Below are 26,646 nucleotides of genomic sequence, written 5' to 3' on the forward strand. Positions count from 1 at the left end.
CTATCTCCAGCCCTTTGACCGCCGCGGACGGCCCGCGGATACTGCCTGGTGAACAACCAACCATGACGCAACTGTGGCGCCCGCGTCAGTCGCGGCGGGGACGCCGCTCCCACGGGAGATGTAGTCATGACGGAGCAAGACACCCACGGCCTCCCCGCCACGGCACCTAAGCCGCTCCTGGAGCGGGAAATCAAGCTCGACCTGCGCCAGCTCGGCAAGGCGCTCGTAGGCGGCGGGACCGACGCGCTGAAGGGCGACTGGTACGGCGCCGCCCGGCGGCTGGGCGAGGGGTTCATCGACGGGCTTGGGCTTGCGGCCGACGACGCCGGGGCGCTCGCGTGGCGGCTGGTGCTGACTTCGCTGCGGCGCGCGGTGCTGGGGCTGGTGGATGAGTACCGTCTGCTGCTGTTGCGCCGGCCGGAGAACGCGGACGCGCTGCCGGATAAGATCGCCTTGGTCCTCGAGGAGACCGAGCTTCGCGTCGACGAGCGCCTGCCGACCGAATCCTGGAAGCTGCCGCTGCTGAAAGCCCTGGAGCCCGCCTTCGCCCGCTGGCTGTGGGCCTTTGGGGTCGAAAAGGACAGCGCTGAAGTCATCGCCGCGCGCCTTCCCCGGCGCTTCGGCTTGGCACTCTGGGACGAGTGGGCCGCGCATCCAGACACCTATCGGCCGCTGTTCGATGCCGTGATGGCGCCCATCCAGCGTCCGCCGGACCTGGATGACCTGCGCCAGCGCTACCTCGATTACCTCAGCGACAGCTATCGCTTTCGAGCACGCTATCGAGCGCGGCCGGGCGCTCGTGTTGCTGGACGGCCTCGACGAGGTGCAGACGGACCGCGGCGCGCTGGTGAAACGGGTGGAGGACTTCGCCCGCGAGATCGTGCCGGCGGTGGACGCGGACCCGGACCGTTCGCCCATCCCGCCCGGCAACCGGGTCGTCGTCACCAGCCGCTTTGTCGGCTACCGGGAGCATCCGCTCGCCGACCCGCGCTGGCTGACGCTGGCCGTCTGCGACTGGGACCGGGACGGCATCACGCGGTTCGCCGAGCGTTGGACCCGCGCCGTGGAGCTCGCCATCGCCCGCGGGCAGGAGACGCCGAAGGTCATCGCCAAGGCGGCGCGGGAGCGGGACGAGCTGCTGGCGTCCATCTTCGCCAACCCGAAGATCGAGCAGCTCGCCGGCAACCCGCTGCTCGCGACCATCCTCGCCTTGATCAAGCGCCAGGGCGTGACTCTGCCGCAACGCCGGGTGGAGCTGTATGAAGCTGTACCTGAAGACCCTGCTGGAGTCCTGGCGCAAGGCACGCAATCTGGAGGGATCGCCTATCGGCCCGGATGCCGACTATCTGGAGCTGCTGGAGGTCCTGCAGCCGCTCGCGCTCTGGCTCCGGGACGAGAACCCCGAGGCGAGCCTGATCCCGCGCGAGGCGCTGATGGACTGGCTCCGCGACTGGTACGAGCGCGAGGAGGGCCTGCGCCGCCACAAGGCAAGGGAGGCCGCCCGTACGTTCCTCGATGCCGTGCACCGCTACTCCAGCCTGCTGCTGGAGAAGGGGCCGGACCGCTTCGGCTTCCTGCACCTGACCTTCGAGGAATACCTGGCCGCGAAGGCGCTGGCGCGGCTCCCGCCGGAGGAGGCTGTCAGGCGCATCAAGGCGAATCCCGAGGACAGCCGTTGGCGCGAGACTTTCCTGCTGGCCGTCGGTGCGCTGGGCATCGTTCGGCAGAGTCCGGACGGGGCCGCCGCCTTGTTGGACGGGTTAGTCAACGACGCGCCGGGTCATGATGCTGAGCAAGCAGCCGACGGCGACACGCAAGCCGCCCAAGCGTTTCTCGCCGCAGAGGCGCTGAAGGACGTTGGTGCGGTCGGTGCCGGCAAGCGCGGCATGCGCACGGTCATGGGCGCACTGCTGCGGACCGCCCAGTCGAGCGCTGTGAAGCCCACGCAACGCCGCCGCGCCGGCCTGCTGCTGGGCGACCTCGGCTGGGTGCCGGATGACCTCGACGCCTGGATCGAGATCCCGCCTGGCCCGTTTCTGTATCGCGACGGCAAGGAGCCGCGGAAGATTCCGTATCGCTATTGGATTGCCAAGTACCCGGTGACCAACCTGCAATATGGCCGCTTCATTGCCGCGGGCGGCTATGCGCGGTCGGCCTTTTGGAGCCAGGAGGGTTGGGCCTGGCGGGAGCGCGAAACGGTCTCCGCGCCAGAGCCAGGGCGCCGCGCCGATTTCAACAATCCCCTCTGCCCGGTGGTCGGCGTGAGCTGGTACGAGGCCGAGGCTTACTGCCGCTGGCTGGGTCGCGAGGGGCTTGCGGTGGCAGCGGATAGCGATGCACCGCCGTCCGGGCATCGCCAGAGCCGGCCCCGCGCGAGCCGACGCGGCGCCGGAGCGCCGCAAGCTGCGCGATGGCGCTGGAGCACCGTCGCGATCAAAGGGCGTACAACGCGCCCGCGTTGGCGCGCCGCCCGTCCGCAGTGGCGGCCCGAGCGCCCCGCAGGCGCCGGTCGCGCCGACGCGACGCGGGAGCGTCGGCACTTGCTCCAACGCTGGAGCGTTGGAGCCAGGGTAGCCTGGGCACATTGGGCTGCCGACAAAGATTGGTTTCGGAGACGGCATCGCGAACGCAAGATTGCGCTTATCGAAGCCGGTTCGGTTTGGGGGGCACCTACTGATCGCCGAGCAAGCTTGCCACGGCATCGCGCAACGTCAGTACCCGGAGGTCACCGATGGACTTGCGGTACAGGTGTCCAAAATGGGCGCGATCTCCGGTGACCAAGAGGTCCACTTGTGCGCCGGCAGCTGCCGCGAGAATCGGCGCGTCCTTGTCCGGCAGTCCTTGCTTCGCGGCGTCGGCTATCGACGAAGCGCCGGGCTCCGGCGCGTATTCCAGCTGCCTCCGCAGGGTGTCCAGTGTCGGTGAGCGCCCGGGACACTTGAGGGAGATGTTTCGGTGTGCCTCGTCCCACGCGAACCGCGAGGTCACCAGGCAGGATCGGCCTGCCGAGGCCAGCTCGAACAGCAGCAGCGCGGGGCTGCCATCCCGGTAGACAGCACTGAACAGGATGTTCGCATCCAGAAATAGGCGCACCTCAATCGCCCTGACCCAGCGATGCACGGACTTGCGCCTGAAGATCCTCGGGGACCGTGTTCTCGCGCTCGAGCTCCGCAATACGCTGTTCGGAATAGACCTCGATCGGGTAGACGGCCGCCGGCTTCAGCAGGATCGCCCCCTCGGGTGTCGTCTCGACGAGCAGCGGAGCATCCCCGCTCAGGCCGACCGAATGCAGGATGGCCCGCGGAATGGTCACTTGGCCCTTCTTTCCCAGCTTCACCAGTTCCATGCTCGATACCTCTGCATGCCACGTTGCTGCTTGACAGCTTACGCCGAATTCCGGCTTTCCGGAATCCGGCCGGCGGACCGGGCAGCGGTTGCCGTTCTGTCGTCAGTGCAGCTTCTTCGCGCAGATCCGGTGACGGTCTACCGAATGGCCAGCTTCGATGGCCGAGTCCGACATGCGTTTCCGGTCGTCATGGCGCTCCGGCCTTGCGGCCTGTACCGCGCGCCAGAGCGGCCGGAAAGCGTTCCGCACCCGAGCGCCGAAATGATCAGCGGGTCTGCATCGCCTTCAGGTAGGCCACCACGGCGTCGATGTCCGCGGGCGCGAGGAGGGCGCTGAACGCGGGCATCTTCGACCGCGGGAAGAGCCAGCGCTCGTGACGCACGTAGGCGCCGAGCTGCGCCGGCGTGGACAGCGCTGACGCGCTCGCGGCGCGGTCCAGCGCCGGGCCGACGCTGCCGCCGACGCCGCGCATCTGGTGGCACTTGCCGCAGTGGGCCTGGTAGATGGCGAAGCCGTGCTCGACCTCTGGGCCGGTGCGGTCCGGCGGGCGGGCGGGGGCGAAATAGGCGGCGCGGTCGAAGCGGCGGATCTCGGTGAGCTGATAGGGCCAGGGCAGGGTCTCTGGGCCGAGGTCCACGTCGGCGCCGGGCTTGGCGGGTGCCCAGACGAGGAAGAAGGGGTCGAGGCTGATGGCCTCGGTGCCGTGCCGGTATGGCTGCCAGTGGCGGCCGCTGTCGGCGGGCACGGCGGTGTCGCGCAGCGCCAACAGCCCGCGCACGGGTTCCTTCAGCGCCGCGGCCGCATCGAACGGGATGCTGTAGCCGTCGGCGCAGACCAGCAGCAGCTCGGGCGCGCCGCCGAGACCGATGTGCCGCAGCAGCGCCGGCAGGTCGAAGCCGGCGTAGGTGCGATGCGACCCGAACAGCGGGTCGTCGGGGACGGTGAGCTCGCTGAGGCCGACGGCGGCGACGAGCTCGGCCACCGGGTAGATGCGCTCCTCGGTGCCGTCGCGCACGCGCAGCACCCGCTCATCGGGGGCCGCGGCGGGCGCCGCCAGCGTGATGATCGCCAACAGCAGGGCAGACAGCAGTGCCGATGCTCGCAGCAGGGTGACCGGTGCGGCGAGCGGACTTGGTCCGCCGCGGCGCGCGCGAGCGGTGCGAGCCGTTGCGCGAAGGGTGGAGTGCGTCGCGCTGATCCACCCTGCGGCGCGTGTGCGCCGACCTGGTGATGGCTCGCCGCGTTCCACCGGCGCCGGTGGCAACGCAAGGCGCAGGGCTGATCCGCGCCGAGCGGCTGCTGGGCGTCTGCGGTGGGTCGCTTCAGGCGCCGGCATCGGAGATCTCGCTTTCATCTGCCGTTGCCGGTGCGATATCCGAGCCAGCGCTCTGCGGCGCCGCCGTGCCGGCGGGCTCGGCCGCGTCACTGACGCTGCCCGGTGCGAGCACCGGCGCGGCGTCGATGCGCTCGGCATCCATCAGCGCGGCGATGCGCTGCAGGGAGGCGAGCAGCATGGTCTGCTCCCAGTCCGCGAGGCCGGCAAAGCGGGAGGCGAAGGACTCCTGCAACAGCGGCGGTGCGCGCTTGAGGGTTTGCTTGGCGTCGGGCGTGGCGCGTACCAGTACCCGGCGGCGGTCGGTGTCGCTGCGGGTGCGGGCCACCAGCCCGCGGCGCTCCAGGCGGTTCAGGATGTCGGTGATGGTGGCGTGGCTCAGGCTCACGCGCTGCGCCACTGCACCGACGGGCAACTCGCCGGCGGCGACGATCTCCTTCAACACCAGCGCCTGCGGCGCCGTGAGGCCGTGGCTGCGCACCAGGGCGCGGGAGTGCAGGTCCACCGCGCGGATCACGCGGCGCAGGGCCACCAGCACCTCGTCACAGCGATGGGCGCAGGGGTTGGGGCCGCGGCCGTCGGCCGGGGACTGTTGTAATGATTCGTTCACAAAATATTCCTGAGGGCTACCTCAAGGCCGTGAAGGCATTGAACTATGTTGTTTTCTCGCGGTATGGCATCCTTACCTGGCATGCGCCTGCGCCTATATTGTAGTAAAGCCCGGTTGCATTAATTCGAGTTCTAAGTAGTATGCGGACGCGTAGCAACCCGGCGGCACGGTCGCCACCCCGCCTGACCTTGCCGGCGACACCCACGCGAAGGCCGCGATGACGCCCAGTGTGGCATCCAGTGCGGCGTCCAGTGCGGCGTCCAGTGACGCACTTCGGTAGTGACGGGCACCACACCCGGTTGTCCCGAGCCCATCGTTCCAAGACAGGCCGAGTCACGGCCCGCCGCATTGCAGGCCCCAGCGGCCACCGACGCGCTTCGCTGACCCGCACACTGCGCCAGCCGCGGCATCCGGCGCCGCGGTACGGGCGCCGGCGCGCCCGGCGCAGAGAGTACGACAGCCAGAGGACGAGCCCCATGCATTCCACCGTTCAGACCGAGACGCCGCAGCACCAGGACTACGGCGATGATCCACTCGCGGTGCGCGAGTCCGAAAAGTATCAGGAAGAATACGTCCAGTCCTTCGTGGACAAATGGGACGAGCTCATCGACTGGGAGGGCCGCGCTGCCGCCGAGGGCCGGTTCTTCATCGAGCAGCTGCGCGAGCGCGGCGCCAAAAAGGTGCTCGACGTCGCCACCGGCACCGGCTACCACTCGGTGCAGTTGCTCAAGGCCGGCTTCGAGGTCACCAGCGCGGACGGCAGTCCGGTGATGCTCGCCAAGGCGTTCGAGAACGCCCGCCGCCATGGCCACATTCTGCGCACCATTCATGCCGACTGGCGTTGGCTCAACAAGAGCGTGCACGACCTCTACGACGCCGTCATCTGCCTCGGCAACTCCTTCACCCACCTGCACGAGGACAACGACCGCCGCAAGGCGCTGGCGGAGTTCTACGCCACCCTCAAGCACGACGGTGTGCTGATCCTGGACCAGCGCAATTATGACGCGCTGCTGGACCACCAGGTGCAGCCCACGCACAACTACTACTACTGCGGCGACGAGGTGCGCGCCGAGCCCGAGTACGTCGACGACAGCCTGGCGCGGTTCAAGTACAGCTTCAACGATGGCTCGGCATTCCATCTGAACATGTTCCCCCTGCGCAAGGGCTACGTGCAGGGGCTGATGCGCGAGGTGGGCTTCCAGCGCGTGGACACCTACGGCGACTTCCAGGAGACCTACCGCGAGACCGAGCCGGACTTCTTCATCCACGTGGCCGAGAAAGAATACCGGGAGGTGTCCTGACATGACCCAGCCGCAGCAAGCTTATTCCGAGGCCGTGCAGACCGCCCGGGACTATTACAACAGCGACGATGCGGATAACTTCTACTTCCACGTCTGGGGCGGCGAGGACATCCACATCGGTCTGTACGAGGGTGCCGACGATGCCATCGCGGGCGCCTCCGAGCGCACCGTCGCCTTCATGTCCGAGCGGGTGAAGGACAAGCTCGCCGCCCCCGGGGCGCGGCTCATCGATCTGGGCGCGGGCTACGGCGGCGCCGCGCGTTGGCTGGCCAAGCGCTTCGGCTGCCGCGTCCTGGCGCTGAACCTGAGCGAAGCGGAGAACGTCCGCGACCGGCAGATGAACCGCGACGCCGGCCTCGATCACCTGATCGAGGTGGTGGAAGGCAGCTTCGAGCAGGTGCCCGCCGAGAACGGCACCTTCGACGCCGCCTGGTCGCAGGACGCCATCCTGCACTCGGGCCGTCGGGACAAGGTCATGGACGAGGTGGACCGGCTGCTGAAGCCCGGCGGGGAGCTCGTCTTCACCGACCCGATGCAGGCCGACGACTGCCCCGACGGCGTGCTGCAGCCGGTGCTCGACCGCATCCACCTCGAGAGCCTGGGCTCCTTTGCCTTCTACCGCGCGCAGGCGCGGCGCCTGGGCTGGAAAGAGGTCGAGGTCGTGGACCTGACCGGGCAGCTCGTCACCCACTACGGCCGCGTCGCCGAGGTGCTGCGGGCCGAGCGCGAGGCGCTGGCGGGCAAAGTGTCCGATGGCTACATGGACCGCATGCTCCAGGGCCTCCAGCACTGGGTGGACGCCGGCCGCAACGGCTATCTCGCCTGGGGCGTGATGCATTTCCGCAAGCCCGGCTGACCTGACCTGCCTCTTGTCGGACCGGATCATTCGATCCGGTCGCATCTCTCCGAGGCGCCCCCGCTCCAGCCCAACCCGGCCCACCAAGCCGACCGACCGCCCGCCACGGGCTATCCGGAATCCGGTGTCTCGACCGGTGCCTCAGCGCGCTCATCCGTGTAAGCGGCGCTTGCAGGCGCACGCTTTGCACCCACATTTGCCGCTGCGCCCGGGCTGGCCACTGTGCCGGCGTCCGGGCGCCGTCGAGGACGCGGTTGGCGCACCTGCCGGCGCAATTTGGCCGGCGCCGACCACCGTGCATCCAGCAGGCGGCCGGTTCGAGGGGAAACCCTTTGCTTGCCGGCCGCATCCGGCGTCAAATGCTGATTTTTGCGTGTTGGAAAAAGGGTGTACGCAATGGCTTTGTTGGCGCCGCTGCTGGAGTCTTTGCTGATCTTGGGGCTCGCGGTGCTGGCGCTGCTGTCGCTGCACCTGTTGACACTGACGACCTTGCGCTGGCTCTTGCCGGAGCGGCCGCGATCGATGCGCCTGCCCGCGGAGGAAGCCCTGCCGACGGTGCTGGTGCAGTTGCCGCTATACAACGAGGGCGAGCTGGTGGAGCGCGCGCTGGCGAGCATCGCCGCGCTGGACTGGCCCCGGGAGCGGCTGGTGATCCAGGTGCTGGACGACAGCACCGACGGCTCCCTGGCGGCGAGCCGGCGCGCGGTTGCCGGGCTGCGGCTGCGGGGCTGGCGCGTGTCGCTGCACCACCGCACCTTGCGCAGCGGGTTCAAGGCGGGTGCACTGGCGGCGGGGCTGGAGGTCTGTGACGCGCCCTTCGTGGCGATATTCGACGCCGATTTCATGCCGGCGCCCGACTTCCTGCGCCGCACCATCGGTGTGCTCTTGGCGGATTCGAATCTGGGCCACGTGCAAGCGCGCTGGCTGCATGCAAACCGCGATGCCTCAATGCTGACCCGCGCCCAGGCGCGGCTGCTGGACGGCCATTTCCGCGTCGAGCAGGCGGTGCGCCACAGGCTCGGCTTGCCCGTGCCCTTCAACGGCACGTGCGGCGTTTGGCGCCGGGCGGCCATCGAGGGCGCCGGCGGCTGGTCCGGTGACACGCTGACGGAGGATCTCGATCTGAGCCTGCGGGCACGCCTCGTCGGCTGGAGCTCCGCGTATCTCGAAGACTTGGGCGTGCCCGGCGAGTTGCCAGTCTCGGCGCGCGCCTGGCGGGCGCAACAGTTCCGCTGGACCAAGGGCTTCGTGCAGTGCCTGCGCAAGCTCGCACCACAGATTGGCGCGAGCCGGCTGCCCTTGTGGCAGAAGATCCTCATCAGCCTGCAACTGGCGCAGCCGCTGAGCTTTCTGGCGGGCACGCTGTGTCTGCTGACGGCCTTGCCCTTCATCGCCGGCAAGCTCGTGCCCGGCACCGCGCTGACGGTGATGGCGCTCGCCACCACCAGTATCGGGCTGCTCGGGCCGCTGGGGATGCTGTTCACGGGCGGCTTCGTGGGCGGCAGCGAGCAGCGGCCGCCCGTCAAGGTGCTGATGCGCGATGCCGCCGCGGCGCTGCTGCTGACCAGCGGCCTGCTGTTGTCCAACGCCCGTGCGTCGCTGGAGGCGCTGGTCGGCATCCGTAGCCCCTTCGTGCGCACGCCGAAGGGCGTGGGCGGAGGTCGCGGCGAGCGGCGCTGGCGATTGCTGCTGGCCGGCTTACCGGAATTGTCCGCGGGTTATGCCCTGCTGCTCTTCGTGCTGGTGGAAAGCCCGCTGGCGCTGCCGGCGCTGGCGCTCGCCATCAGTGGGCTGCTCGGGCTCGGGTCGCTGCTGCGCCGTGATGCCGCGTTTGCACGGCTCGGGGCCACCGCAGCCGTTATCGGTGCCGTGGCGCCGGCGCTGGAGCCCGCGCCGGTCATCCTGTCGCTGCCTCCGCACTCGGGCGGACGCCCGGCGCAGACGGAGGAACTGGCGTCTTGGGCACCAGGGGAAGCCGCGCGGGTCGGGCTGCGCAGCGACTCCGGTGTCTAGGGAAATGCCGACGTGCCTTCACCGTGTTGCCAGGCCGGGCGCATAGCCGACGGGGTTGGGCGCCGCCGAGGCTGATGGTCGTGCGGCGCCGACTGCCTCGATGGCGTTGATCAGGCCCGCGCCGCTGTCCTCGTCCTGACCTTCACCGATGTCCTCGCCGCTGCTCCGGTTCAGGATGTCGGTGGCGGTGGCTTGCAGTGCGGCGGTGATATCCACCGGGGTCAGCGACGCGTCGGACTCCAGCATCAGCGCGGCGACGGCGGCGGCGTTCGATGCGGCCGCGGACGTGCCGGAGAAGTTGGGGAAGCCGTCCGGCTCGCCGAATTCCGGCATGTCGATGTCGGTGCCGAAGAAGGTCGTATTGTCATCATCCGGGGCGGTGAAGTCCGGCTTGTTGCGGACCTCGAACGTCGGCGCGCCGTCCGTCTCGAACAGGATCGGTGTGCCGCCCGCCGACGAGAAGTCGTTCAACAGCGGTGGGTCTTGCCCGAGCTCGGGGGTGAAGTAGTACGCCGACGCACCCACCGCATTGGTGCCGGCGGCGTTGGCATGGCCGTAGATCGTCGGGCTGTTCGTCGCGAACGCCAGTTTCTGGACGCCCTTCTTGAACCAGATGTACTTCACCAGCGTGGGCTCGGGTCCACTGCGCAGACCGATGGCGAAGTACAGGGTCGTGGGTGTGGTACTGGCAGGCACCCGGATGGCGAACACCTCGACCGGGTCACCGCCCTGGTTGTCGCTCGCCGTGCAGCTCGTGATGCCGGCTTCGCCGGCGGTCTTCGACACGCACAGATCCAGGTCGCTCGCGGCACCCGGCTCCCCGCTCACCGTGAAGAAAGGGTCACTCCATTGCAGGCTGAATGGAATGACCGTGGTGACCGGGGTGGGCGCGAAGTCGATCTGCTGCCAGACCACCTCACCCGGTCCAGGATCGAAATCGTGCAACGCGAGGGTGCCGTCAAGGATCGTCTGAGTGCTGGGGCGGAACGGCGCCGCGTAGGATTGCCGCGCGCTGTTGCCGGCGGACGAGAAATAGCTGACGCCCTTGGCGGTGACCTCGTCTATCGCCTGGGCGACGACGCCGTCCTGGAAGAAGGGCTCCGCCAGATAGTTGGCGTCATCGACAATGACGTTCGCGCCCGCTGCCTGAAGGTCGCGAATGCCCTGCGCGAAGCCGGCCTCGCCGTTGAAGGAGGTGTGGAAGGCCAGCTTGGCGCCCGGGGCCACGTCGTGGATCAACTGCAGCATCGCGCGCCCCTCGTCGGTGCAGGAGGGGGACGTATCGTCGAGCACTTCGATGCCCGCCGGTAGGTCGCCCGTGTCCAGATCGCTGGCATAGCTGCCATTGCCCGAGCAGTCGAAGCTGTCAGACAGGACGCCGATCATGACCCCCGTGCCGTCCACGTCGAAGGTGGCGCGCGCCGCGTCCGACAGCTGCCCCGAATCGCCCTGGCTCGTGGCAATCCCCGCGTGGGTGGCCGCCATCGCCGGGCGGGCGAAGCGCAGTGAGTCCAGCGCTTGCAATGCGTCCATCCGCTCCAGCGGCAGCTTGGCCGAGATCATGCGTCCGGCGACGCCCGTGATCGTTGCGCCGAGCGCCTGGAGATCCATCCGCAAGCGCTCGACGTCGCCCGCGGCCACCGCGTCGATGACGACGTAGCCATCGTTGATTTCTGCGATGGTCCGCGTGGACCTGAAGGTGGGAGGCGCGCCGGTGCCCGCCGCGGCGGCCATGACGTAGGTCTGATACTCCTCCATCAGGGGGGCGATGCCTTGGGTGAGCTTGGCTGGCTCGTTGGCGGTCGGCTTCGTCACGCCATTCACCATGGGCGCCGCGCCCACCGGCATGACGAGATCTCCCGCCGGGCACGCGTTGGCGACGACAGCCGTACACAGAGCAACTGCGCGGCCAAGCTGTTGATGAGCGATTGCTCTGCGCATGTCCGGATGACGAGTCCCATCAAGCCGAGACCCGCCTGCGCAACCGCGTGACGGCGCTCCGCGAGCCGATTTCGGGGCAGATCATAGCCCAGGGGGGGCGACGGCGCCCGCGCCTTCGGGGCCAATCAGCGCATGCTGGGCACGCAGCTGGCGGAAGCCCTGATCGGTGCCGATGCCCCGGGGTCAGCGCCGCTCACCAAGCCACGGCCATGGCTCGCGCGGGTTTCCTGCTCAGCCGGCTGGGCGCGGGTTCAGTTCCGGCAGGCGCGCCCGCCGCACGCGGTCGCTGATGAGGCTGCCGATGGCGCCCGTGCCGGGGCGGAGCGCGCGGCGAAAGTCACGCTTCCAGCGCGGGAAGTCGATGTCGGAGCGGTTGTAGAGGGCGCGGTCCAGCGCCTGCATCAGCGCCTGTACCTGCTCGCGGTTGGCGCCCGGGCGCAGTGCCGTGATGCGGTCGGCCATGCGCGGCAGCGGCTCGCGGGCATCGGCATTGAGCCGGCGGCAGGCGTTGCGCTGGAAGGCGAGGCACCACGCGGCCGGCTCGTTCTCGCTGTCGGCGGCCTTGGCACATTGATAGACACGCGTGCTCCTGGGGGCGAGGCTGCCGAGGGCGTCTCCGAGCCCGCGCAACAGCGGCATCGGGTTCAGCGCCCGGCCGACCACCACCAGCCCGCGGCCGGCGAGCCGCGCGCCGACGCCCGCGACATGCCGGACACGCGGCCATAGCGGCGCACGCTCGCCGGCGGGCACCCGGCCGCGCAACCAGACGCCGCCCCAGTAGCCGAGCAGCAGGAGCGCGAGTCCGGCCACCGGCAGCCAGTACTTCTGCCAGTCGGCGGCGGCGCGGGCGCGGGTGGAGTTGGCGAAGCCGAAGGGGCCGGACTTGCCGGCGACCTTGAAGACCTGGATGGGCTCGGACGATGCCTCGCGGCTCGCCGTCTCCACGTTCCACCAGTTGAGCCGGATCTCCGGCAGCTGCAGGCGCCCGCCGGAGTGGGGCACCAGGGTGTAGACCTCGATGCGCTTGCCCACCAGCGTGCGGCCGTTGTCGGCCAACCGTGTGTTGGCGATGGTCTGCTCGCGGTAGACGCGAAAGTCCTCGGAGCGGAGCATGGACTCTACCGATGGCAGTTGGTCGCCGGCGGCGCCCTCCGCCTCCAGTTCCACGGTCAGGGTCGCAGGGCGCCCGCGGGTCATGCCCTCAACGTCGGTGAGCTGGGCGTCGATATGCAGGCTGCGCAGCGGCAGCCACGGGCGCACCGTGGCCATGGGCGGGAGCACGTCGAGCTGGATGGGCTCGCGCGCGACGGCCTCGAAGGGCACGCCGCCGGCGAGTGTGCCCTTGACCCTGAGCGGTGCAATCTCCATCGGGCCGTCGCGCAGCGGCGTCATGGTCAGGATGTACTCGTTGACGATCTCCTGGCTGTTGCCACTGCCGCGGGTGCTGGTGGTGGGGCCCTCGAGTTGATCGAACAGCACGTCCTCGTAGCCCGAGAGCTCCGGCGAGGCGGTGGCCAGGTTGCCGGTGCTCACCACCCGCAGACGCACCAGCACGTTCTGCTGCACGTAGGGGTGACGCTCGTTGACCAGTACCTCGAGCCTGGGGCTTGCGCTGGCGAGGCCGCCGCGCTGGGTGCCGCCCGGCGCATAGTAGCCCCCGGGCGCGCGCTGGGCCGGTTGGTATTGACCGGGCTGATATTGGCCGGGCTGGTACTGACTCGGCGGGAATTCACCGGGCTGGTACTGGCCGGGCTGGTACTGGCCGGGCTGGCCGTAGCGCGATTGTTGGGGCGGCTGCTGGAACGGAAACTGTCCGCGCTGCGGATAGCCTTGCATTTGGGGCTGCATTTGGGGCGCGCCCTGCGGGTAGCCGGGTGCCTGACCACCCTGCGGGTAGCCCCGCGGCAGCCCTTGCTGCGGACCCGGGAAGCCGCCCGGTTGGCCCCAGCCCGGCGCGTTGCCCCGAGCCGGCCACTGCTCGGGCCATTGCTCCGGCACTTGCTCCGGGCGTTGGCCCGTCTGCTGGGTGGGCTGCTGGGTAGGAGGTTGGGGCGCCACGCCGCGCGCATTGCTCGGCGCCATGGGCCGGAACTGCCAAGTCTGGTAGGGCGGCTGGCCCCCATAGGGCATCTGCGCAAGCGCGACTTGGCCCGCCGCGAACGCCGCGCCGAGCACGAGCAGCATACCAACGCATCGAACGACGACCTTGGCCCCCGGGCCTCGGCCCTCGGTCCTGCCGCGCAGCGGTTCTACCATGGCCGACTCTCCTGCAACCGTCCGCCGATCTCGCGCATCTCGCGCATGTCCTCCAGCATGAACTCGTTGCGCATCAGCATGGATGGGTCGCCCTCCACCTGTTGCAGGCGTTGCTCCATGATGGCCATGCCGGGGCCGAGCACCATCTCGCCGCCGAGGGCCGGCGCCGTGCTCATCTCCGAGTCCGAACCGGCGCCCGCCCAGGGTTGGCTGCCGAGCTGATCGAAGCGTTGCACGGCCTCGCGGTCGCCGGCGAGGTCCTTCATGTCCGGCGGTTTCTGATCGGGCTCGCCGCCGTGGCTGCGCCGGCCCTGTTCAGGGCCCTGTTCGTCGGTGCCGGTGCCGGGCTTATCGCTCTCCGGCTGGACCTCCTCGCCGGGGTGCTCCGCCTGCTTCCGCTCCGGTGGCTTTTCGCCGCCACCCATGTCTTGCTCCGGGTGTTCTTCGCCGCCGCCGGTAGGCGTCAGGCTGTCCTCATCTTCGGCCTTGGCGCGGCCCTCTTCTTCACCAGGGAGTTCGCCGCCGGGGCTCTCGTCCTCGCTGGACTGCTCGCCGCCGCGGCTCTCGTCGCGCTTGTTCTGGTCCTGGTCCTTGGCGCCGGTTGCGTCCTTGCGGCGCTCGCGGTCGCCGCCCTCGGCGTCTTCCTCGCCCTTCTTCTTGCCACCTTCGGCCTCTTGCTCCTCGCGGTCGCGGTCGCCCTTGCGGCCCGACTCGCGCTCGCCGCCGCTCTGGCCTTTTTCCTCGTCGCCCTCGTCGCCACGGCTCTCGTCGGACTCCTGACCGCTGCTGCCGCGCTCGTCCTGCTGCTCGCCGCCGCCGGATTCCTGCTGCTCCTGCTGCTCGCCCTGTTGCTGCTGCTCCTGCTGCTCCCCGCCTTGCTGCTGCTGTCCGCCTTGCTGCTCTTGCTGCTCCCCGCCTTGTTGCTGCTGGTCTTCTTGTTGCTGCTGGCCCTGCTGCGACTGCTGCTGCTGGTCGGACTGCTGCTGGTCGGACTGTTGCTGCTGGTCGGACTGCTGTTGCTGATCGGATTCCTGCTGCTGCTCGGATTGCTGCTGCTGCTCGGATTGCTGCTGCTGGTCGGATTGCTGCTGCTGGTCGGATTGCTGCTGCTGGTCGGACTGCTGCTGCTGGTCGGACTGCTGCTGCTGGTCGGACTGCTGCTGCTGGTCGGACTGCTGCTGCTGGTCGGACTGCTGCTGCTGCTGCTGCTCGGATTGCTGCTGCTCAGACTGCTGTTGCTGGTCTTGCTGCTGGTCGCGCTTCTGCTGTTGCGCTTGCTGCTCGGCCTGCTGTTGCTGCTGGTCCTGCTGGTCCTGCTGCTGCTGGTCCTCTGCGCGCTGCTTCTGCTGCTCGGCTTCCGGCTCCTTCTTCTGGTCGGCTGCCTGCTCGAAGGACTGCTGCTCCAGCTTCGCCAGCAGGGCGCGGGCGAGGGTCAGATTGAAATGGGCGTCGTCGTCGTCCGGCTGCTCGGCCAGCACCTGCTCGTAGGCCTCGATGGCGCCGGTGTAGTCGCCCTGCTGAAAGCGGGCGTTACCGAGGTTGTAGCGGGCGGTGAGGCGCTCCGATCCGCGGTCCGCATCAGCGAAGGCCACCTCGGCGGCACGGTATTGCCCGGCGCGGTAGAAGGCCACGCCGCGGCGGTAGGCGTCGCTGAAGCCTTCGGCGGCGGCCGTGTAGTCGCCGGCGCGGAACTTTTCCAGCGCTTGCTGCTCGCCGTTGCGGAACATGTCCGCCTGACTGAGACCAACGCCGAGCCCGGCAAGCACGAGCAGCAGGACCGCGATGCGCGCGCTCATCGGGCTGCCTCCTGCCGCGGGCCGCTTGGCTCGGTCTTGGCCCGTCCCTTGAAGCGCGGCAGCAACAGCGCCGCCAGCAGCAGCACGGGGATGTAGTAGCGGTCATGCCAGATGCGGGTGCGGTCGTCGCTGGCCTTGGGCGGCAGGGTGCTGACGGCCGCGGCCTTCAGGATGTCGCCGGTGTCCTTGTCGCGATAGTCCGCGCGGCGGTAGAGGCCGCCGCCGGCCTCGGCGAGGGCCTTGAGCTGGTCTTCGTCCAGACGGGAGCGCACCGGATTGCCGTCGGGTCCGATCAGTGGGCTGCCGCGCGGTCCGGGCACGTCGCCACCCTCGCGGGTGCCGATGCCGAGCACGTGCATGGCAATGCCGGCCTGGTGCAGCTTGCGTACGTGATCGACCAAGCCCGGCTCGTCGAAGTCGCCGTCGGAGATCAGGAGCAGCGAGCGGGCACTGTCCTCCGGCAGCGACTCCAACAGGACCTGGGCGCGGTCCAGGGCCTCCTGCAGCCGGCTCCCCTGTAGGCGCGCCAGGTCTGTCGCCAGCGCCGGCAGGGCCAGCAGGATGGTGCGGCTGTCCTCGGTGACCGGCGCGATGACATGTGGCACCGAGGCGAAGGCGATGAGACCGAGCCGCAGGCGCCGGTTCTGCATGATCAGGTCCTGGATCTCCTGTCGGGCGCGGCCGAGGCGGGTCGGGGCCACGTCCGATGTCTCCATGGAGCGTGAGACGTCGAGCAGAATGAGGAGGTTGTCGCCTGGCTGAAACAGGCGCACGTCGGTGTAGCCCCAGCGCGGGCCGGCCATGGCTATGAGCAGAATGAGCCACAGCGCCGACCAGGCGAAGAAGCGCCCCCAGCGCTCGGAGGTCGCGAGCGCCCGGGTGCCGGAGAGGTGCGGCAGCAGGTGCGCGTCCGCGTAACGCTGCACGGGGGCTTTGGCGGCCTTGGCGGCGCTGCGCCAGAGCCACCAGGCCACCGGCGGCAGCACCAGCAGGCCCCAGAACCAGGCGGGCTGGGCGAAGTGAAAGCCGTTGTCGGTCATGCTCTTGGGTTGGGGGTTGCCGTGGTGATCAACTGCGCGGGGCTGGCTGCCGGTGCTCGGCTGCTTTGGCTCAGGCTGACTTGGCCGGATGGGCGTTGCTCAGCTACTCGCCTGGCGGACGATGAAGCGCCGGCGGCCCTCCGGGAAGAGCCCGAGCGCGAGCAGCGCCAGCAGCGACAAGGCCAGGGGCCAGCGGTACAGCGGCTCCGGCACGAACGCGGTGCGGGTCTCGGTCTCGGTTTTTTCGAGCTCGGCGATACGCCGGCTGATTTCTTCCAGCGCGCGAGTGTCGGTGGCGCGGAAATAGGCGCCGCCGGTGATGTTGGCGAGGCGCTGCAGGGTGTCCTCGTCCATGGTGAGGTCGTCCCAGTACTCGATCTTGCCCTCGTGCAAAATCGGGATGCGCTTCTGGTTGCTGCCGACACCGATGACGTAGATGCGCACGCCGGCCATGCGCGCCAGGGTGGCGGCCTCCAGCGGCTGGAAGTTGCCGGCGGTGTTGTCGCCGTCGGCAATCAGGATCATCACCCGCGAGCCGGGCGGGCGGTCGCGCAGCTTCTTGACGCCCAGCGCCACGGCGTCGCCCAGCGCGGTGCTGCCGCCGGCGATGCTGGGCACGACGCGGTCCAGCAGCATCTGCACGGCCGCGCGGTCGATGGTGAGCGGCGCCAGCACATAGGCACCGCTGCCGAAGATGATGAGCCCGATGCGGTCGCCGGCGCGCTCGTCGATGAAGCGGCTCATGACGCCCTTGACCACCTGCATGCGGCTCACCTGCCGGCCCTCGACGGTGAAGTCCAGCGCGTCCATGGAGTGAGAGGCGTCCACTGCGAGCATCAGGTCGTAGCCGGGCGCCGAGATCTCGGTGTGCGGCACCAGCCATTGCGGGCGCATCAGCGCCAGCACCAAGCCCACCCAGAGCAGGTAGAGCAGGACGCGGTGCAGCCAGCCCGCGAGCTGGCGGCGCGGGCGCCGGGCCTGGTAGGCGGCCTTGAGCTCGTCGAGGTGCGGGTGGAGCAGGGTGATGCGCTCGCCCTCGAGCTGCTCTTCCTTGGGCTGCGCACGGCGCTCGCGCCAGAGCAGGGGCAACAGTAGCGGCAGCGGCAGCAGCAGGCCGAACCAGGGCCAATGGAACTCGAACAGCATCATCTGAATTACGCGGCGGTGGCGTGCGCCGGGGCGGATTGGGCTGGTTTGGATTGTGTTGGGGCGATCATGCGGCGTCGCTCACCGTGGCGGCCGCCAGGCGCCGGCGGCGCAGCCGGCGCAGGGGGTTGGGGACGGCGGCGGGCAGCCAGCGCCGGCCCGGGCGACGGGGCGGCTTCGGGTCCGGTGCCGCGACCCATTCCATGGCGGCGTCCAGCAGCCGGCTGATGGCCTCCCGCTGGGTGATGGGCGCCGCCGGTTGGGCGTAGGGCGCGGTAAGCAGCATCTGGGCGTCGCGGCTCCAATCGAAGCCCCGTGGGTCGTTGGCCGTCAGCCAGGCGAGCCAGTCCGCGCCGTTCAGCCCGGCGCAGGCGGCGCGGCCGTGGCGGGCCATGGCGATGCGTCGCAACAGCTCCGAGAGGTCCACGGCTGCCTGCTTGACGGGCTCCTGCTCCAGTCGCCGGCGGATGGCGCGCAACCCCTGCGCGGCCTCCCAGCGCCAGGTGCCGAGCGTGATCACCGGCAGCGGCACGTACAGCCGCCAGCGCGGGTCGTAGCGCCAGAGCAGCAGGCCCAGCAGCACCAGCGCCCCCAGCAGCAGCCACCAGCCCGGCGCGGGCGGCCACCAGGGGTGGCCCATGTTCACGTGGATGTCGCGGAGTTGGGTTGCGTCCATGGGATGTCAGTACGGGGTACGCGTTTCGTTGTCTCGAGTGTTTGGAGTGCAGTAGTGCAGTAGTGCAGAAGTACAAGTGTGTAGCTTGAGAACTCGTCGGCCCTCGGCCCTCGGTGCTTGCCCTTCCGCTCAGACGCTCCGCGCCTTGGCTCGTTGCTCCAGGCTGTGAATGAGGCTGAGGTGGATCTCCTGGTCGGTGCGGATGGGCATCAGAATGATATTGAGCCGGGTGGCGATGGCCTTCAGCGTTTCGCGACGGCGCCGCCAGGCGTCACGGTAGGCGCGTCCGGCGGCGCTGTCGTCGGTGTCGATCTCCACCAAGGTGCCGTCGGTGGCGGTGAAGGTGACGTTGCCCATGGCCGGGATCTCCCAGTCCGCCGGGTCGTCAACCGGTATCAGCACCACGGAGTTGCGCTGGACCAGGTTGCCGAGCACGCCTTCGAGGTCACGCACCTCGCGGTTCAGGTCGGCGATGACGAACACCAGTGAGCCCGTCGGCAGGCCGCGGGTGGCGCGGCGCAAGGCGCCGGCCAGGGCGTCGATGGAGGTGCTGCGTTCGGCCGCCGGCTGGGTCAGTGTGCGCAGCAGTTGCCACAGTGCACGGCGGCCGCGGGCGGGGCGGAAATGTTGCAGCCCGGCCTCCGGGTCGCCGAAGGCCATGCCGCCGACGCGGTCGTTGAGGCGGCTCGCGGCCCAGCCGATGAGCGCGGCGGTGCGCGCCGCCTGCACCGACTTGAACGTGCCGCGGGTGCCGAAGCCCATGTGTGGCCCGCGGTCGATGCAGAGCACGACGCTGCGCTCGCGCTCCTCGCGGAACACCTTGAGGTGCGGCTCGTTGAAGCGGGCCGTGACTTTCCAGTCCATGTGCCGGATGTCGTCGCCCTCGCGGTACTCGCGCACCTCCTCGAAGTTGATGCCGGCGCCGCGGAACACCGAGGCGTACAGGCCGGCGAAGGTGGAGTTCACCAGGTGGTGCGACGGCACGCCCAGGGTATGCGCCTGGTGGCGGAGCTCCAGGAGATCGTCGAGGCGGGGGTAGAGGCTCATGCTTTCGGCAGGGACGAGGGCCTGGGGACGGGGGATCGATACGTCGCAATGCGGCGGTTGTGTGCGCGGTGCGAAGTGCGCAGTGCGTGGCCCGATCCCATCGGCGATGCGCTTGCCCTGCCTGCTGGGGCAACACCCGCCGGCGGCATGCTGCGCTGGTTGCTACTGGCGCCGTCCCTGCACTGCGCACCGCGCACCTGGCACTTCTGCTTTGCACGACGCACTTCGCACGCTTCCAAGAGGGCCGATGGCACGCGAACAGCCCCGTTCATGGAATCGCCACCAAATTCAACAACCGATTGACGAACTCATCGGTGGTGATGCCCTCGGCCTCGGCCTCGAAGGTGAGTAGCAGGCGGTGGCGCAGGATCTCCGGGGCGACGAGCTGTATGTGGTGCGGCGCGACGAACTCGTCGCCGTCGAGCCAGGCGCGGGCGCGGGCGCAGCGGGCTAGGGCGATACTGGCGCGCGGCGATGCGCCGAAGCGGCACCAGCGCGCGAGGTCCGGGTCGTAGAGCTTCGGGTTGCGGGTCGCCTGCACCAGGTCGACGATGTAGCTGTGCAGCTTCGGGTCCAGGTACAGCTCGGCGACGTTGCGGCGCATTGCAAACAACTGCGCCTGACTCAGTGGCCTGGCCGGTGGCGGCTCCGGGTGCTTCTGCTGTGCGCTGTCCAGCTCCAGGATCTTGAGCTCCTCCTCGCGGGTGGGGTAGGTCACCACCGCCTGCATCAGGAAGCGGTCCAACTGCGCCTCCGGCAGGTGGTAGGTGCCCTCCTGCTCCACGGGGTTTTGCGTCGCCAGCACCATGAACAGCTTGGGCAGCGGATAAGTACGCTGGCCGACGGTGATCTGGTGCTCCGCCATGGCCTCCAGGAGCGCCGACTGCACCTTGGCGGGGGCGCGGTTCACCTCGTCCGCCAGCAGCACGTTGTGGAACAGCGGGCCGGGGCGGAACTCGAACTCGCCCTGCTCGTGTCGGTAGATGTCGGTGCCGATGAGGTCCGACGGCAGCAGGTCGGGCGTGAACTGGATGCGGTGGAAATCGCCCTCGATGGCCTCGGCCAGTGCCTTCACGGCGGTGGTCTTGGCCAGGCCCGGCATGCCCTCCACCAGCAGGTGCCCGTCGCTCAGCAGGCACACGAGCATGCTGTCGATGAACTTCTGTTGGCCGATGATGCGGGAGGCGATGTGCTCGCGGACGGGGGTCAGGTCTGCGGGGGTCATGCTCGGGTACTTGGGTACTGCTCTGGGGTCTTGGTGGTGAGGTGCGGCTTGGCCCTCGTCAGGGGCCTCGTTGGGCGCCTTGTCGCGGGGCATCGCTCCCGGTGACGGCGCGCACCCGCTTGGGGCATGCCGCTGTCGAGGGCGGACGCTCCTGCGGCGGCCTTCGACAGCTGGGGCGTTGGGAGCATGCCGTCTGCCGCGTTATTGTGATTCGGGTTTGCCAATACTCAGCATTCCCGCAGCGCCTCAATCCTGCGGCTTTTGGCGGTTGGACGCAAGCGTGTTGCGATTTCTGCCGAGTCGCATAAGGGTTTCTGAAATATTGGAATATTCTGATGCTCCGTGCTCCGCCAGCTACCCGGTCGAGCCTTCTTGCGCAGTCGAGTCAATGCGCTGCGGTGCGCAGTGCCGGCGGCAATGCGGGCACCGTCATGGGGCGGGTGAACTGCAGCACGCTCGGCGGCCACTGACCGCGCCGACGACCGCATCCGTTTCGCCGCTGAGCCGGCTGCGGGCGCCGGTTGCACATCGGGCGCGACAGGTGAGCCATCGATGGGCGCGGCGAAATCCATTATTCGCGCCGAACAAAGTCTTCTCCTTCGTCCAGTGGATGCCGAAAGCCGCCAAAGGGCCATCCGCCGGCCTGTACAACGCGTCTCGGCGCACGGGGGCGGGCGTCGCCGGAATCTGGGTTTTCGGGTAGTCTCCCGCGGGCAGAAAGTGACCGAATAATGACAACGACGGGAGGAGGGGAGCTTGTACATCAAGCGGTATCGAGGGCACACCTACCTGTACCAGGTGGATTACGGCGAGGAGGCCGCGGTGGCGCGCATCATCGTGCGTAGCGACGCCGCCGGCACCGAGGGTTTGTTCCTGGTGAAGCAGGACGGCTCCCTGGAGCCCGCCGACGACCGCCCCGGCTTTGGCAGCAACACCCTGCGCCACGACGGCCTGTGGCCCACCCCGCCGCGGGAGGCGATCCGCGACGCGGTGGTGATCGCCCGGCAAAAGGCCCACACGGCCGACTACTGATACGCTTCGTGCTCTTCGCGTACTGCGTGGGGATGTGCTGCTCTAGGGGCGCTGGTCGACTGACCCCGGAATCGATGCCTATTGCGGACGCTGTCCCCGGACCTCGCCCTCACGGCCTTGTCCCTGGATCTGCCTGGACCAGAGTGTCGTCCTAGCCGATGACGCAGTGCCGCGGGCCGCCAGCGCCGCCGGGGGCACGGGTCTCGGAACCTCAAGGGCCAATGCTCGTCGAGGTGCTATTACCCCGTTTCAGCCAATTTTGCAGGCGTCAACCCGGGTGAGGCCGGAGCCGAGGAACCGGGTCGAAGTCTCTGCTCGTGCTCGTCCTCATGCTCGTGGTCGTGGTCGTAATCGTAATCGGATACTCGACAACGACAACGACAACGACAACGACAACGACAACGACAACGACAACGAAAGCGAAGTTGGGAGAAACGCTGCACTAGCGCATGTATGGAGGCACGTACTCCGGTACTTCACCCGTCGCCAGGTAGGGAAGCGTCACGGTGCGGTAGTAGTCCTCGCCGCGCGGGAACCAGCGCTTCCAGGCGTGCTGCCATTCCTGCGGCATCTCCTCCGGTAGCCAGAAGCGGTCCGGCAGCGGTTCCAACGGGCTCGGCGCCTGGGCGATGCGGAGCTCGGCCGTGACAATGCCCGGACCGTCTTCCGCCGGGCGACGTGCCAGGATCTCGCCCGTGGCAGCGACAATCATGGCCTCGCCGAGGTAGCGGGAGTCGTAGGACACATCCGGCAGCTCCGGGCTATCGAAGCCGGCGAAGGGGCCCGCATGGGAGCCATGGATCACGGGCACCCCCAGCAGCCGTGCCATCCGCGGCGGGGTTTCCCGCAGCATGCGCCGGTTCAGCGCGCGCAGCGGGTGATCGTCCGGCGCCTCGTCTGACAAGGTCCACCACGTGGAACCGGCAAGCAGGAGCCGCACCTTGCCGGCGAGACGCTGCGCCGTGCCGGCGCGGACCATCTCCCAACAAAGCGCGACGCCCACCGGCCCGATGGGTGTCTCTAAGACCCCATCGTCGTCTCCGCCAACGTAGTAGCAAGTTTCCCAGTAGGTGGGGAAGTCCTTGTCGTGGCGGCGCACGGAGCCGTCCGGCATGGCCAGGAGGAAGGCGTTGTAAACGTCTTCGCCAGCCCGGGCCAGGAAGGACCCGCCAATGGTCAGGTGGTGTTGGCGCGCGAGGTCTTGCAGCAGCCGCGCCGGTGCGCCGTCGATGGGGTGGATGGCCGTCAGCATGTCCGGATGGAAGGCGGCGGCCGACGTGAACATCTCCGGCAGCACGATCCAGTCTGCCCCGGCGGCGATCGCCTCACGCGCGAGCCGCTCGGCTTGGGCGAGGTTTGCTGCGGCATTGCCCAGTTTGGGGGCCATCTGGACGGCCGCAGCCTTGATGGTGGTGGGATTCGATGTTGTGGCGCGTTCCGATGCGGCGCCCGCGAGCCGGTGCGCGCCGCCCGCGAGGCCGGCAATACCTGCCAGGAGACCTTGCAGGAGCGTTCGGCGGGATAACCGCTGCCGATCTGGCGGCTCCGGTTGGCCGTCCGAGAGGTCGTGTTGGTGCTGTTGATGCTGAGGCATGGATTCACCGCTGGTGTAGGCGGGGCCTTGCCTGCGTTGCCCCTGCTTCGCGCGAGAGTGCAAGCATAGGTCGCATTTGCCCATTTTGCGGCCCGGCGATGGCGTGGGTGATGAACGAGCGGCTCAAGAGCAATCGGGCGCCGATGACCGAGGCGGTGGACAAGCGCGGGGGCGCCAACGCTTTCGGCTCGCGCTTGCGGCCGGCGTCGAGTCCGCTCCGCGGACCGTTCCGCCGGCCTGGCCAGATCCGAGCACTACCGCCCCCGGTGCACTCATCCGGAAGTATCAAGACCACTCTCGACGCCGCCCGCAGTGATGATGCGTGTCGACCTGGAGGCCGACACTCCGGCCGCGGGTCGCGATGGCCGGAGTGTCGCCCTCCAGGGCGACACTGCGCGCGCCGGGGCGGACGCCATCAACCTTTCCAAGACCGTCCACTACTCCCTCGAAGGTGGTTGGGCAGGGACGGGCATGACCGCGCGGGATGCGGCGCAGAACCGGCACTGGTTGGCTTGCCCTCGGGGCGCTACCATGGCGGGTTATCTCAAGGCCCAGCACCTGGTTCAACACCCATGTCCCACCTCCACGAACAGGTCGCGCGACGGCGCACCTTCGCGATCATTTCCCACCCGGACGCGGGCAAGACCACGCTCACCGAGAAGCTGCTGCTGTTCGGCGGCGCTATCCAGATGGCTGGCACGGTCAAGGGCCGCAAGGCGGCGCGGCATGCGACCTCGGACTGGATGGAGCTGGAGAAGCAGCGCGGCATCTCCGTGACCTCGTCGGTCATGCAGTTCCCGTACGGTGAGTCCATCGTGAATCTGCTGGACACGCCCGGGCATGCGGACTTCTCCGAGGACACCTACCGCACGCTGACGGCCGTGGACTCGGCGCTGATGGTCATCGACGCCGCCAAGGGCGTCGAGGAGCGGACCATCAAGCTGATGGAGGTGTGCCGGCTGCGCACCACGCCCATCCTTACCTTCGTCAACAAGCTGGACCGCGAGGGGCGCGAGGCGATCGAGATCCTGGACGAGATCGAGGACGTGCTGAAGATCCAGTGCGCGCCGGTCACCTGGCCCATCGGCATGGGCAAGCGCTTCAAGGGCGTCTACGACCTGCGTCACGACTGCACGCATCTTTTCAGCGCCACCCACGGCGGCAGGATCCAGACCGGCGAGGTCATTGAGGGGCTGAACAACCCGCGCATGGACGAGTTGCTCGGCGACCAGGCCGCGGAGCTGCGCGAGGAGCTGGAGCTGGTGCAGGGCGCGAGCCACCCGCTGGACCTGGACGCCTACCGCCGCGGCGAGCAGACGCCGGTATTCTTCGGCTCCGCCATCAACAACTTCGGTGTCAAGGAGCTGCTGGACGCCTTCGTCGAGTACGCGCCGCCGCCGCGCCCGCGCGAGGCCGGCAGCCGCACCGTCGCCCCCGACGAGGACAAGTTCTCGGGCTTCGTGTTCAAGATCCAGGCGAACATGGACCCGGCCCACCGTGACCGCGTGGCCTTCCTACGCGTGTGCTCCGGGAGCTACACGCAGGGCATGAAGATGCGCCACGCGCGCATTGGCAAGACGGTGCAGGTGGCCAATGCCATCACCTTCCAGGCGGACGAGCGCAAGCGCGTGGACGAGGCCTGGCCGGGCGATATCATTGGCCTGCACAACCACGGCACCATCCAGATTGGCGACACCTTCACCGAGGGCGAGGAGCTCAAGTACGGCGGCATCCCGTACTTCGCCCCGGAGCTGTTCCGCCGCGTCGTGCTGAAGGACCCGCTCAAGACCAAGGCGCTGCAGAAGGGGGTGCTGCAGCTCTGCGAGGAAGGTGCGACCCAGGTATTCCGCCCGCTCAAGAACAATGATCTGATCCTGGGCGCCGTCGGCATGCTCCAGTTCGACGTGGCCGCCTACCGGCTCAAGGACGAGTACGGCGTCGAGGCCGTCGTCGAGCCGGTCTCGGTGCAGACCGCGCGCTGGGTCAATTGCAGCGACCCGAAGCTGCTGGAGCAATTTAGGACCAAGGCGTACGAGAACCTGGCCGTGGATGGCGACGAGCAGCTCGTCTACCTGGCGCCGACGCGGGTGAATCTTCAGCTCACGGAGGAGCGGTGGCCGGATATTCGGTTTTCGGCGACGCGGGAGTTGTGAAAGGGGGAAGTGCGGAGTGCGAAGTGCGGTTAGGTCGGCGTCTTGTCGCCGCCCGGCACTGCGCACTGAGTACTGCGCACTCGAACGCCCGCGTGGTCGGTCGCGATCCGCCTTTCGCCGCGTTGCACGTTAATCATGCCCGAAACGCTTGATCTTCTCGTCCCCGGCCTCCTCGGTCCTATGCCGGTGCCGGTGCCGGTGCCGGTGCGGGCGCTGCGCACGCCCACGCTGGACCTGTTGCTGGACCGCGCGGTGGTGGCCGAGCCGGCGGGAGACGACACGGCGTCGGTGCTGCTGGCCCGTTTCGGCGCCGCGGCGAGCGCGCCCTATGCGCTGGCCGCCGATGATCCGGACTGGGATCGAAGCGGTTGGTGGCTGCATGCCGATCCGGTGCACCTGCGCCCGGACCGCGACCTGCTGCGGCTCTTCGACGCCTCGCATCTCGGTATCAGCCGCGCCGAGGCGGATGCGCTGGTGGCGGCGCTGAACGGCCACTTCGTCGGTGACGGCCTGCGCTTCCACGCGCCGGTGGCGGACCGCTGGTACGTCGAGTGCGCCACGCCGCCGCGCCTGGACACGACATCGCTGGCGCGGGTGGACGGTCGGCACATCGACGGCGCTCTGCCCACCGGCCCCGATGCCTCCCGCTGGGCAGCGCTCATGAGCGAGGCGCAGATGCTGCTGTTCCAGAGCCCCATGAACCGCGCGCGCGAGGCCGCCGGCCGCCCGGCCGTGAACGGATTGTGGTGCTGGGGTGGCGGCATCTGGCAGGTTCCGGCGACGCCGCCCGCGCTCGCGTTGGGCTCGGCGCCGCTGCTGCGCGGGCTCGCCGCGGCCGCCGGCATCGAGCACCGCGCCCGGCCCGGCGCCGACGCCGCCGCCGAGCTCGGGGTGACCCGGGTCGGGGGTAAGCCTGGGCGCGTGCTGGTGCTTTGGGGCGGCCTGGATGAGGCCCTGCGGGACCGCGACCAGGACGCCTGGGCCGGCGCCGCCGCCCGGCTTGAGCGGTGGGTTGCGTCGCTGCCGATGGCGCTGCGGCGCGGCGAGGTGCGCGCGTTGCGCATCGACACCTGCGACGGCGACTGCCTGCTTGTGCGCGGCTTGGACTTGCGCTGGTACCGGCGCCTGCTGCGGCGGCCGCGGGCACTGCTGGAGCGGGCCACCGTCGGGTCTTCGCCGGGACCGGCGTTGCGGCCGCCGTCGGGTTTGCTGCAAGACTGATCCGCGCTACTCCGGCAACCGGAGCACCTTCCAGGCACCCTCGACCTGGCACATGTCCGC

21 protein-coding genes are annotated in these 26,646 nt (G+C 69.1%); 8 read left to right on the forward strand and 13 right to left on the reverse strand.

The genetic code is table 11. From position 1 onward, the window contains the following. Positions 1 to 126 precede the first annotated feature (126 nt). Both LJE69_RS17245 and LJE69_RS17250 read left to right on the forward strand, forming a co-directional pair. Positions 127 to 1,263, forward strand: a complete 1,137-nt coding sequence (locus LJE69_RS17245; RefSeq protein WP_296927266.1) for a hypothetical protein — start codon at positions 127 to 129, stop codon at positions 1,261 to 1,263. Continuing rightward, entirely contained in the window at positions 1,260 to 2,777 is a 1,518-nt protein-coding gene (locus LJE69_RS17250) for an SUMF1/EgtB/PvdO family nonheme iron enzyme (RefSeq protein WP_296927268.1), read from the forward strand. The genes LJE69_RS17245 and LJE69_RS17250 overlap by 4 nt, the downstream gene beginning before the upstream one ends. Here the strand turns inward: LJE69_RS17250 and LJE69_RS21035 are convergent. The 4 genes from LJE69_RS21035 to LJE69_RS17265 form a co-directional block, all read right to left on the reverse strand. After that, a complete protein-coding gene (locus tag LJE69_RS21035) occupies positions 2,671 to 3,120 on the reverse strand; it encodes a PIN domain-containing protein (protein WP_367114701.1) in 450 nt (149 codons plus the stop codon). The genes LJE69_RS17250 and LJE69_RS21035 overlap by 107 nt on opposite strands. After that, positions 3,095 to 3,346, reverse strand: coding sequence for an AbrB/MazE/SpoVT family DNA-binding domain-containing protein (locus tag LJE69_RS17255; protein WP_296927269.1), 252 nt, complete (start codon positions 3,344 to 3,346; stop codon positions 3,095 to 3,097). The genes LJE69_RS21035 and LJE69_RS17255 overlap by 26 nt, the downstream gene beginning before the upstream one ends. A 265-nt stretch (positions 3,347 to 3,611) precedes the next feature. Continuing rightward, positions 3,612 to 4,418 (reverse strand): cytochrome c, encoded by an 807-nt coding sequence (locus LJE69_RS17260; RefSeq protein WP_296927270.1) that lies wholly within the window; start codon positions 4,416 to 4,418, stop codon positions 3,612 to 3,614. 250 nt (positions 4,419 to 4,668) lie between these two features. Then, positions 4,669 to 5,289, reverse strand: a complete 621-nt coding sequence (locus LJE69_RS17265; protein WP_296927271.1) for a MarR family transcriptional regulator — start codon at positions 5,287 to 5,289, stop codon at positions 4,669 to 4,671. Positions 5,290 to 5,765: 476 nt separating this feature from the next. Here LJE69_RS17265 and LJE69_RS17270 point away from each other — a divergent pair, with 476 nt between their 5' ends. The 3 genes from LJE69_RS17270 to LJE69_RS17280 all read left to right on the forward strand — a co-directional run bounded on the left by LJE69_RS17270 (position 5,766) and on the right by LJE69_RS17280 (position 9,459). Then, complete coding sequence (locus LJE69_RS17270) at positions 5,766 to 6,590, forward strand: class I SAM-dependent methyltransferase (RefSeq protein ID WP_296927273.1); 825 nt, start codon at positions 5,766 to 5,768, stop codon at positions 6,588 to 6,590. Between the two features lies 1 nt (position 6,591). Beyond that, positions 6,592 to 7,446 carry a cyclopropane-fatty-acyl-phospholipid synthase family protein gene (locus LJE69_RS17275; protein WP_296927274.1) on the forward strand — a complete coding sequence of 285 codons (855 nt, stop codon included), beginning with the start codon at positions 6,592 to 6,594 and terminating at the stop codon, positions 7,444 to 7,446. 396 nt (positions 7,447 to 7,842) lie between these two features. Further along, positions 7,843 to 9,459 (forward strand): glycosyltransferase, encoded by a 1,617-nt coding sequence (locus tag LJE69_RS17280; protein WP_296927276.1) that lies wholly within the window; start codon positions 7,843 to 7,845, stop codon positions 9,457 to 9,459. An 18-nt stretch (positions 9,460 to 9,477) separates the two neighbouring features. Here LJE69_RS17280 and LJE69_RS17285 read toward each other — a convergent pair whose 3' ends face one another. From LJE69_RS17285 to LJE69_RS17320, 8 genes are all read right to left on the reverse strand, one after another. Further along, positions 9,478 to 11,307: a S8 family serine peptidase gene (locus LJE69_RS17285; RefSeq protein WP_296927277.1), complete on the reverse strand. Its 1,830-nt coding sequence runs from the start codon at positions 11,305 to 11,307 to the stop codon at positions 9,478 to 9,480. Positions 11,308 to 11,631: 324 nt separating this feature from the next. After that, positions 11,632 to 13,584: a BatD family protein gene (locus tag LJE69_RS17290; RefSeq protein WP_296927278.1), complete on the reverse strand. Its 1,953-nt coding sequence runs from the start codon at positions 13,582 to 13,584 to the stop codon at positions 11,632 to 11,634. Positions 13,585 to 13,649: 65 nt separating this feature from the next. Next, positions 13,650 to 15,452, reverse strand: coding sequence for a tetratricopeptide repeat protein (locus LJE69_RS17295; protein ID WP_296927279.1), 1,803 nt, complete (start codon positions 15,450 to 15,452; stop codon positions 13,650 to 13,652). Then, on the reverse strand, positions 15,449 to 16,492 hold the full coding sequence (locus LJE69_RS17300) for a VWA domain-containing protein (protein WP_296927280.1): 1,044 nt from the start codon (positions 16,490 to 16,492) through the stop codon (positions 15,449 to 15,451). The genes LJE69_RS17295 and LJE69_RS17300 overlap by 4 nt, the downstream gene beginning before the upstream one ends. 99 nt (positions 16,493 to 16,591) lie before the next feature. Then, positions 16,592 to 17,635, reverse strand: a complete 1,044-nt coding sequence (locus LJE69_RS17305; protein ID WP_296927288.1) for a VWA domain-containing protein — start codon at positions 17,633 to 17,635, stop codon at positions 16,592 to 16,594. A 70-nt stretch (positions 17,636 to 17,705) separates the two neighbouring features. Next, positions 17,706 to 18,314, reverse strand: coding sequence for a DUF4381 domain-containing protein (locus LJE69_RS17310; RefSeq protein ID WP_296927281.1), 609 nt, complete (start codon positions 18,312 to 18,314; stop codon positions 17,706 to 17,708). Between the two features lie 129 nt (positions 18,315 to 18,443). Continuing rightward, entirely contained in the window at positions 18,444 to 19,361 is a 918-nt protein-coding gene (locus LJE69_RS17315; RefSeq protein ID WP_296927282.1) for a DUF58 domain-containing protein, read from the reverse strand. A gap of 268 nt (positions 19,362 to 19,629) precedes the next feature. After that, positions 19,630 to 20,586, reverse strand: coding sequence for an AAA family ATPase (locus tag LJE69_RS17320; protein WP_296927283.1), 957 nt, complete (start codon positions 20,584 to 20,586; stop codon positions 19,630 to 19,632). 756 nt (positions 20,587 to 21,342) lie between these two features. Here LJE69_RS17320 and LJE69_RS17325 point away from each other — a divergent pair. Further along, positions 21,343 to 21,618 carry a hypothetical protein gene (locus LJE69_RS17325; RefSeq protein WP_296927284.1) on the forward strand — a complete coding sequence of 92 codons (276 nt, stop codon included), beginning with the start codon at positions 21,343 to 21,345 and terminating at the stop codon, positions 21,616 to 21,618. Between the two features lie 442 nt (positions 21,619 to 22,060). On the opposite strand, the gene LJE69_RS17330 is transcribed toward LJE69_RS17325, so the two are convergent. After that, entirely contained in the window at positions 22,061 to 23,212 is a 1,152-nt protein-coding gene (locus LJE69_RS17330; RefSeq protein WP_296927285.1) for a carbon-nitrogen hydrolase family protein, read from the reverse strand. A 572-nt stretch (positions 23,213 to 23,784) separates the two neighbouring features. Here LJE69_RS17330 and LJE69_RS17335 point away from each other — a divergent pair. Continuing rightward, positions 23,785 to 25,365: a peptide chain release factor 3 gene (locus LJE69_RS17335; protein WP_296927286.1), complete on the forward strand. Its 1,581-nt coding sequence runs from the start codon at positions 23,785 to 23,787 to the stop codon at positions 25,363 to 25,365. Between the two features lie 135 nt (positions 25,366 to 25,500). After that, entirely contained in the window at positions 25,501 to 26,586 is a 1,086-nt protein-coding gene (locus LJE69_RS17340) for a phosphoglycerate mutase (protein WP_296927287.1), read from the forward strand. Positions 26,587 to 26,646 lie beyond the last annotated feature (60 nt).

The organism is Thiohalocapsa sp., assembly GCF_022340605.1.
Classification (GTDB): domain Bacteria; phylum Pseudomonadota; class Gammaproteobacteria; order Chromatiales; family Chromatiaceae; genus Thiohalocapsa.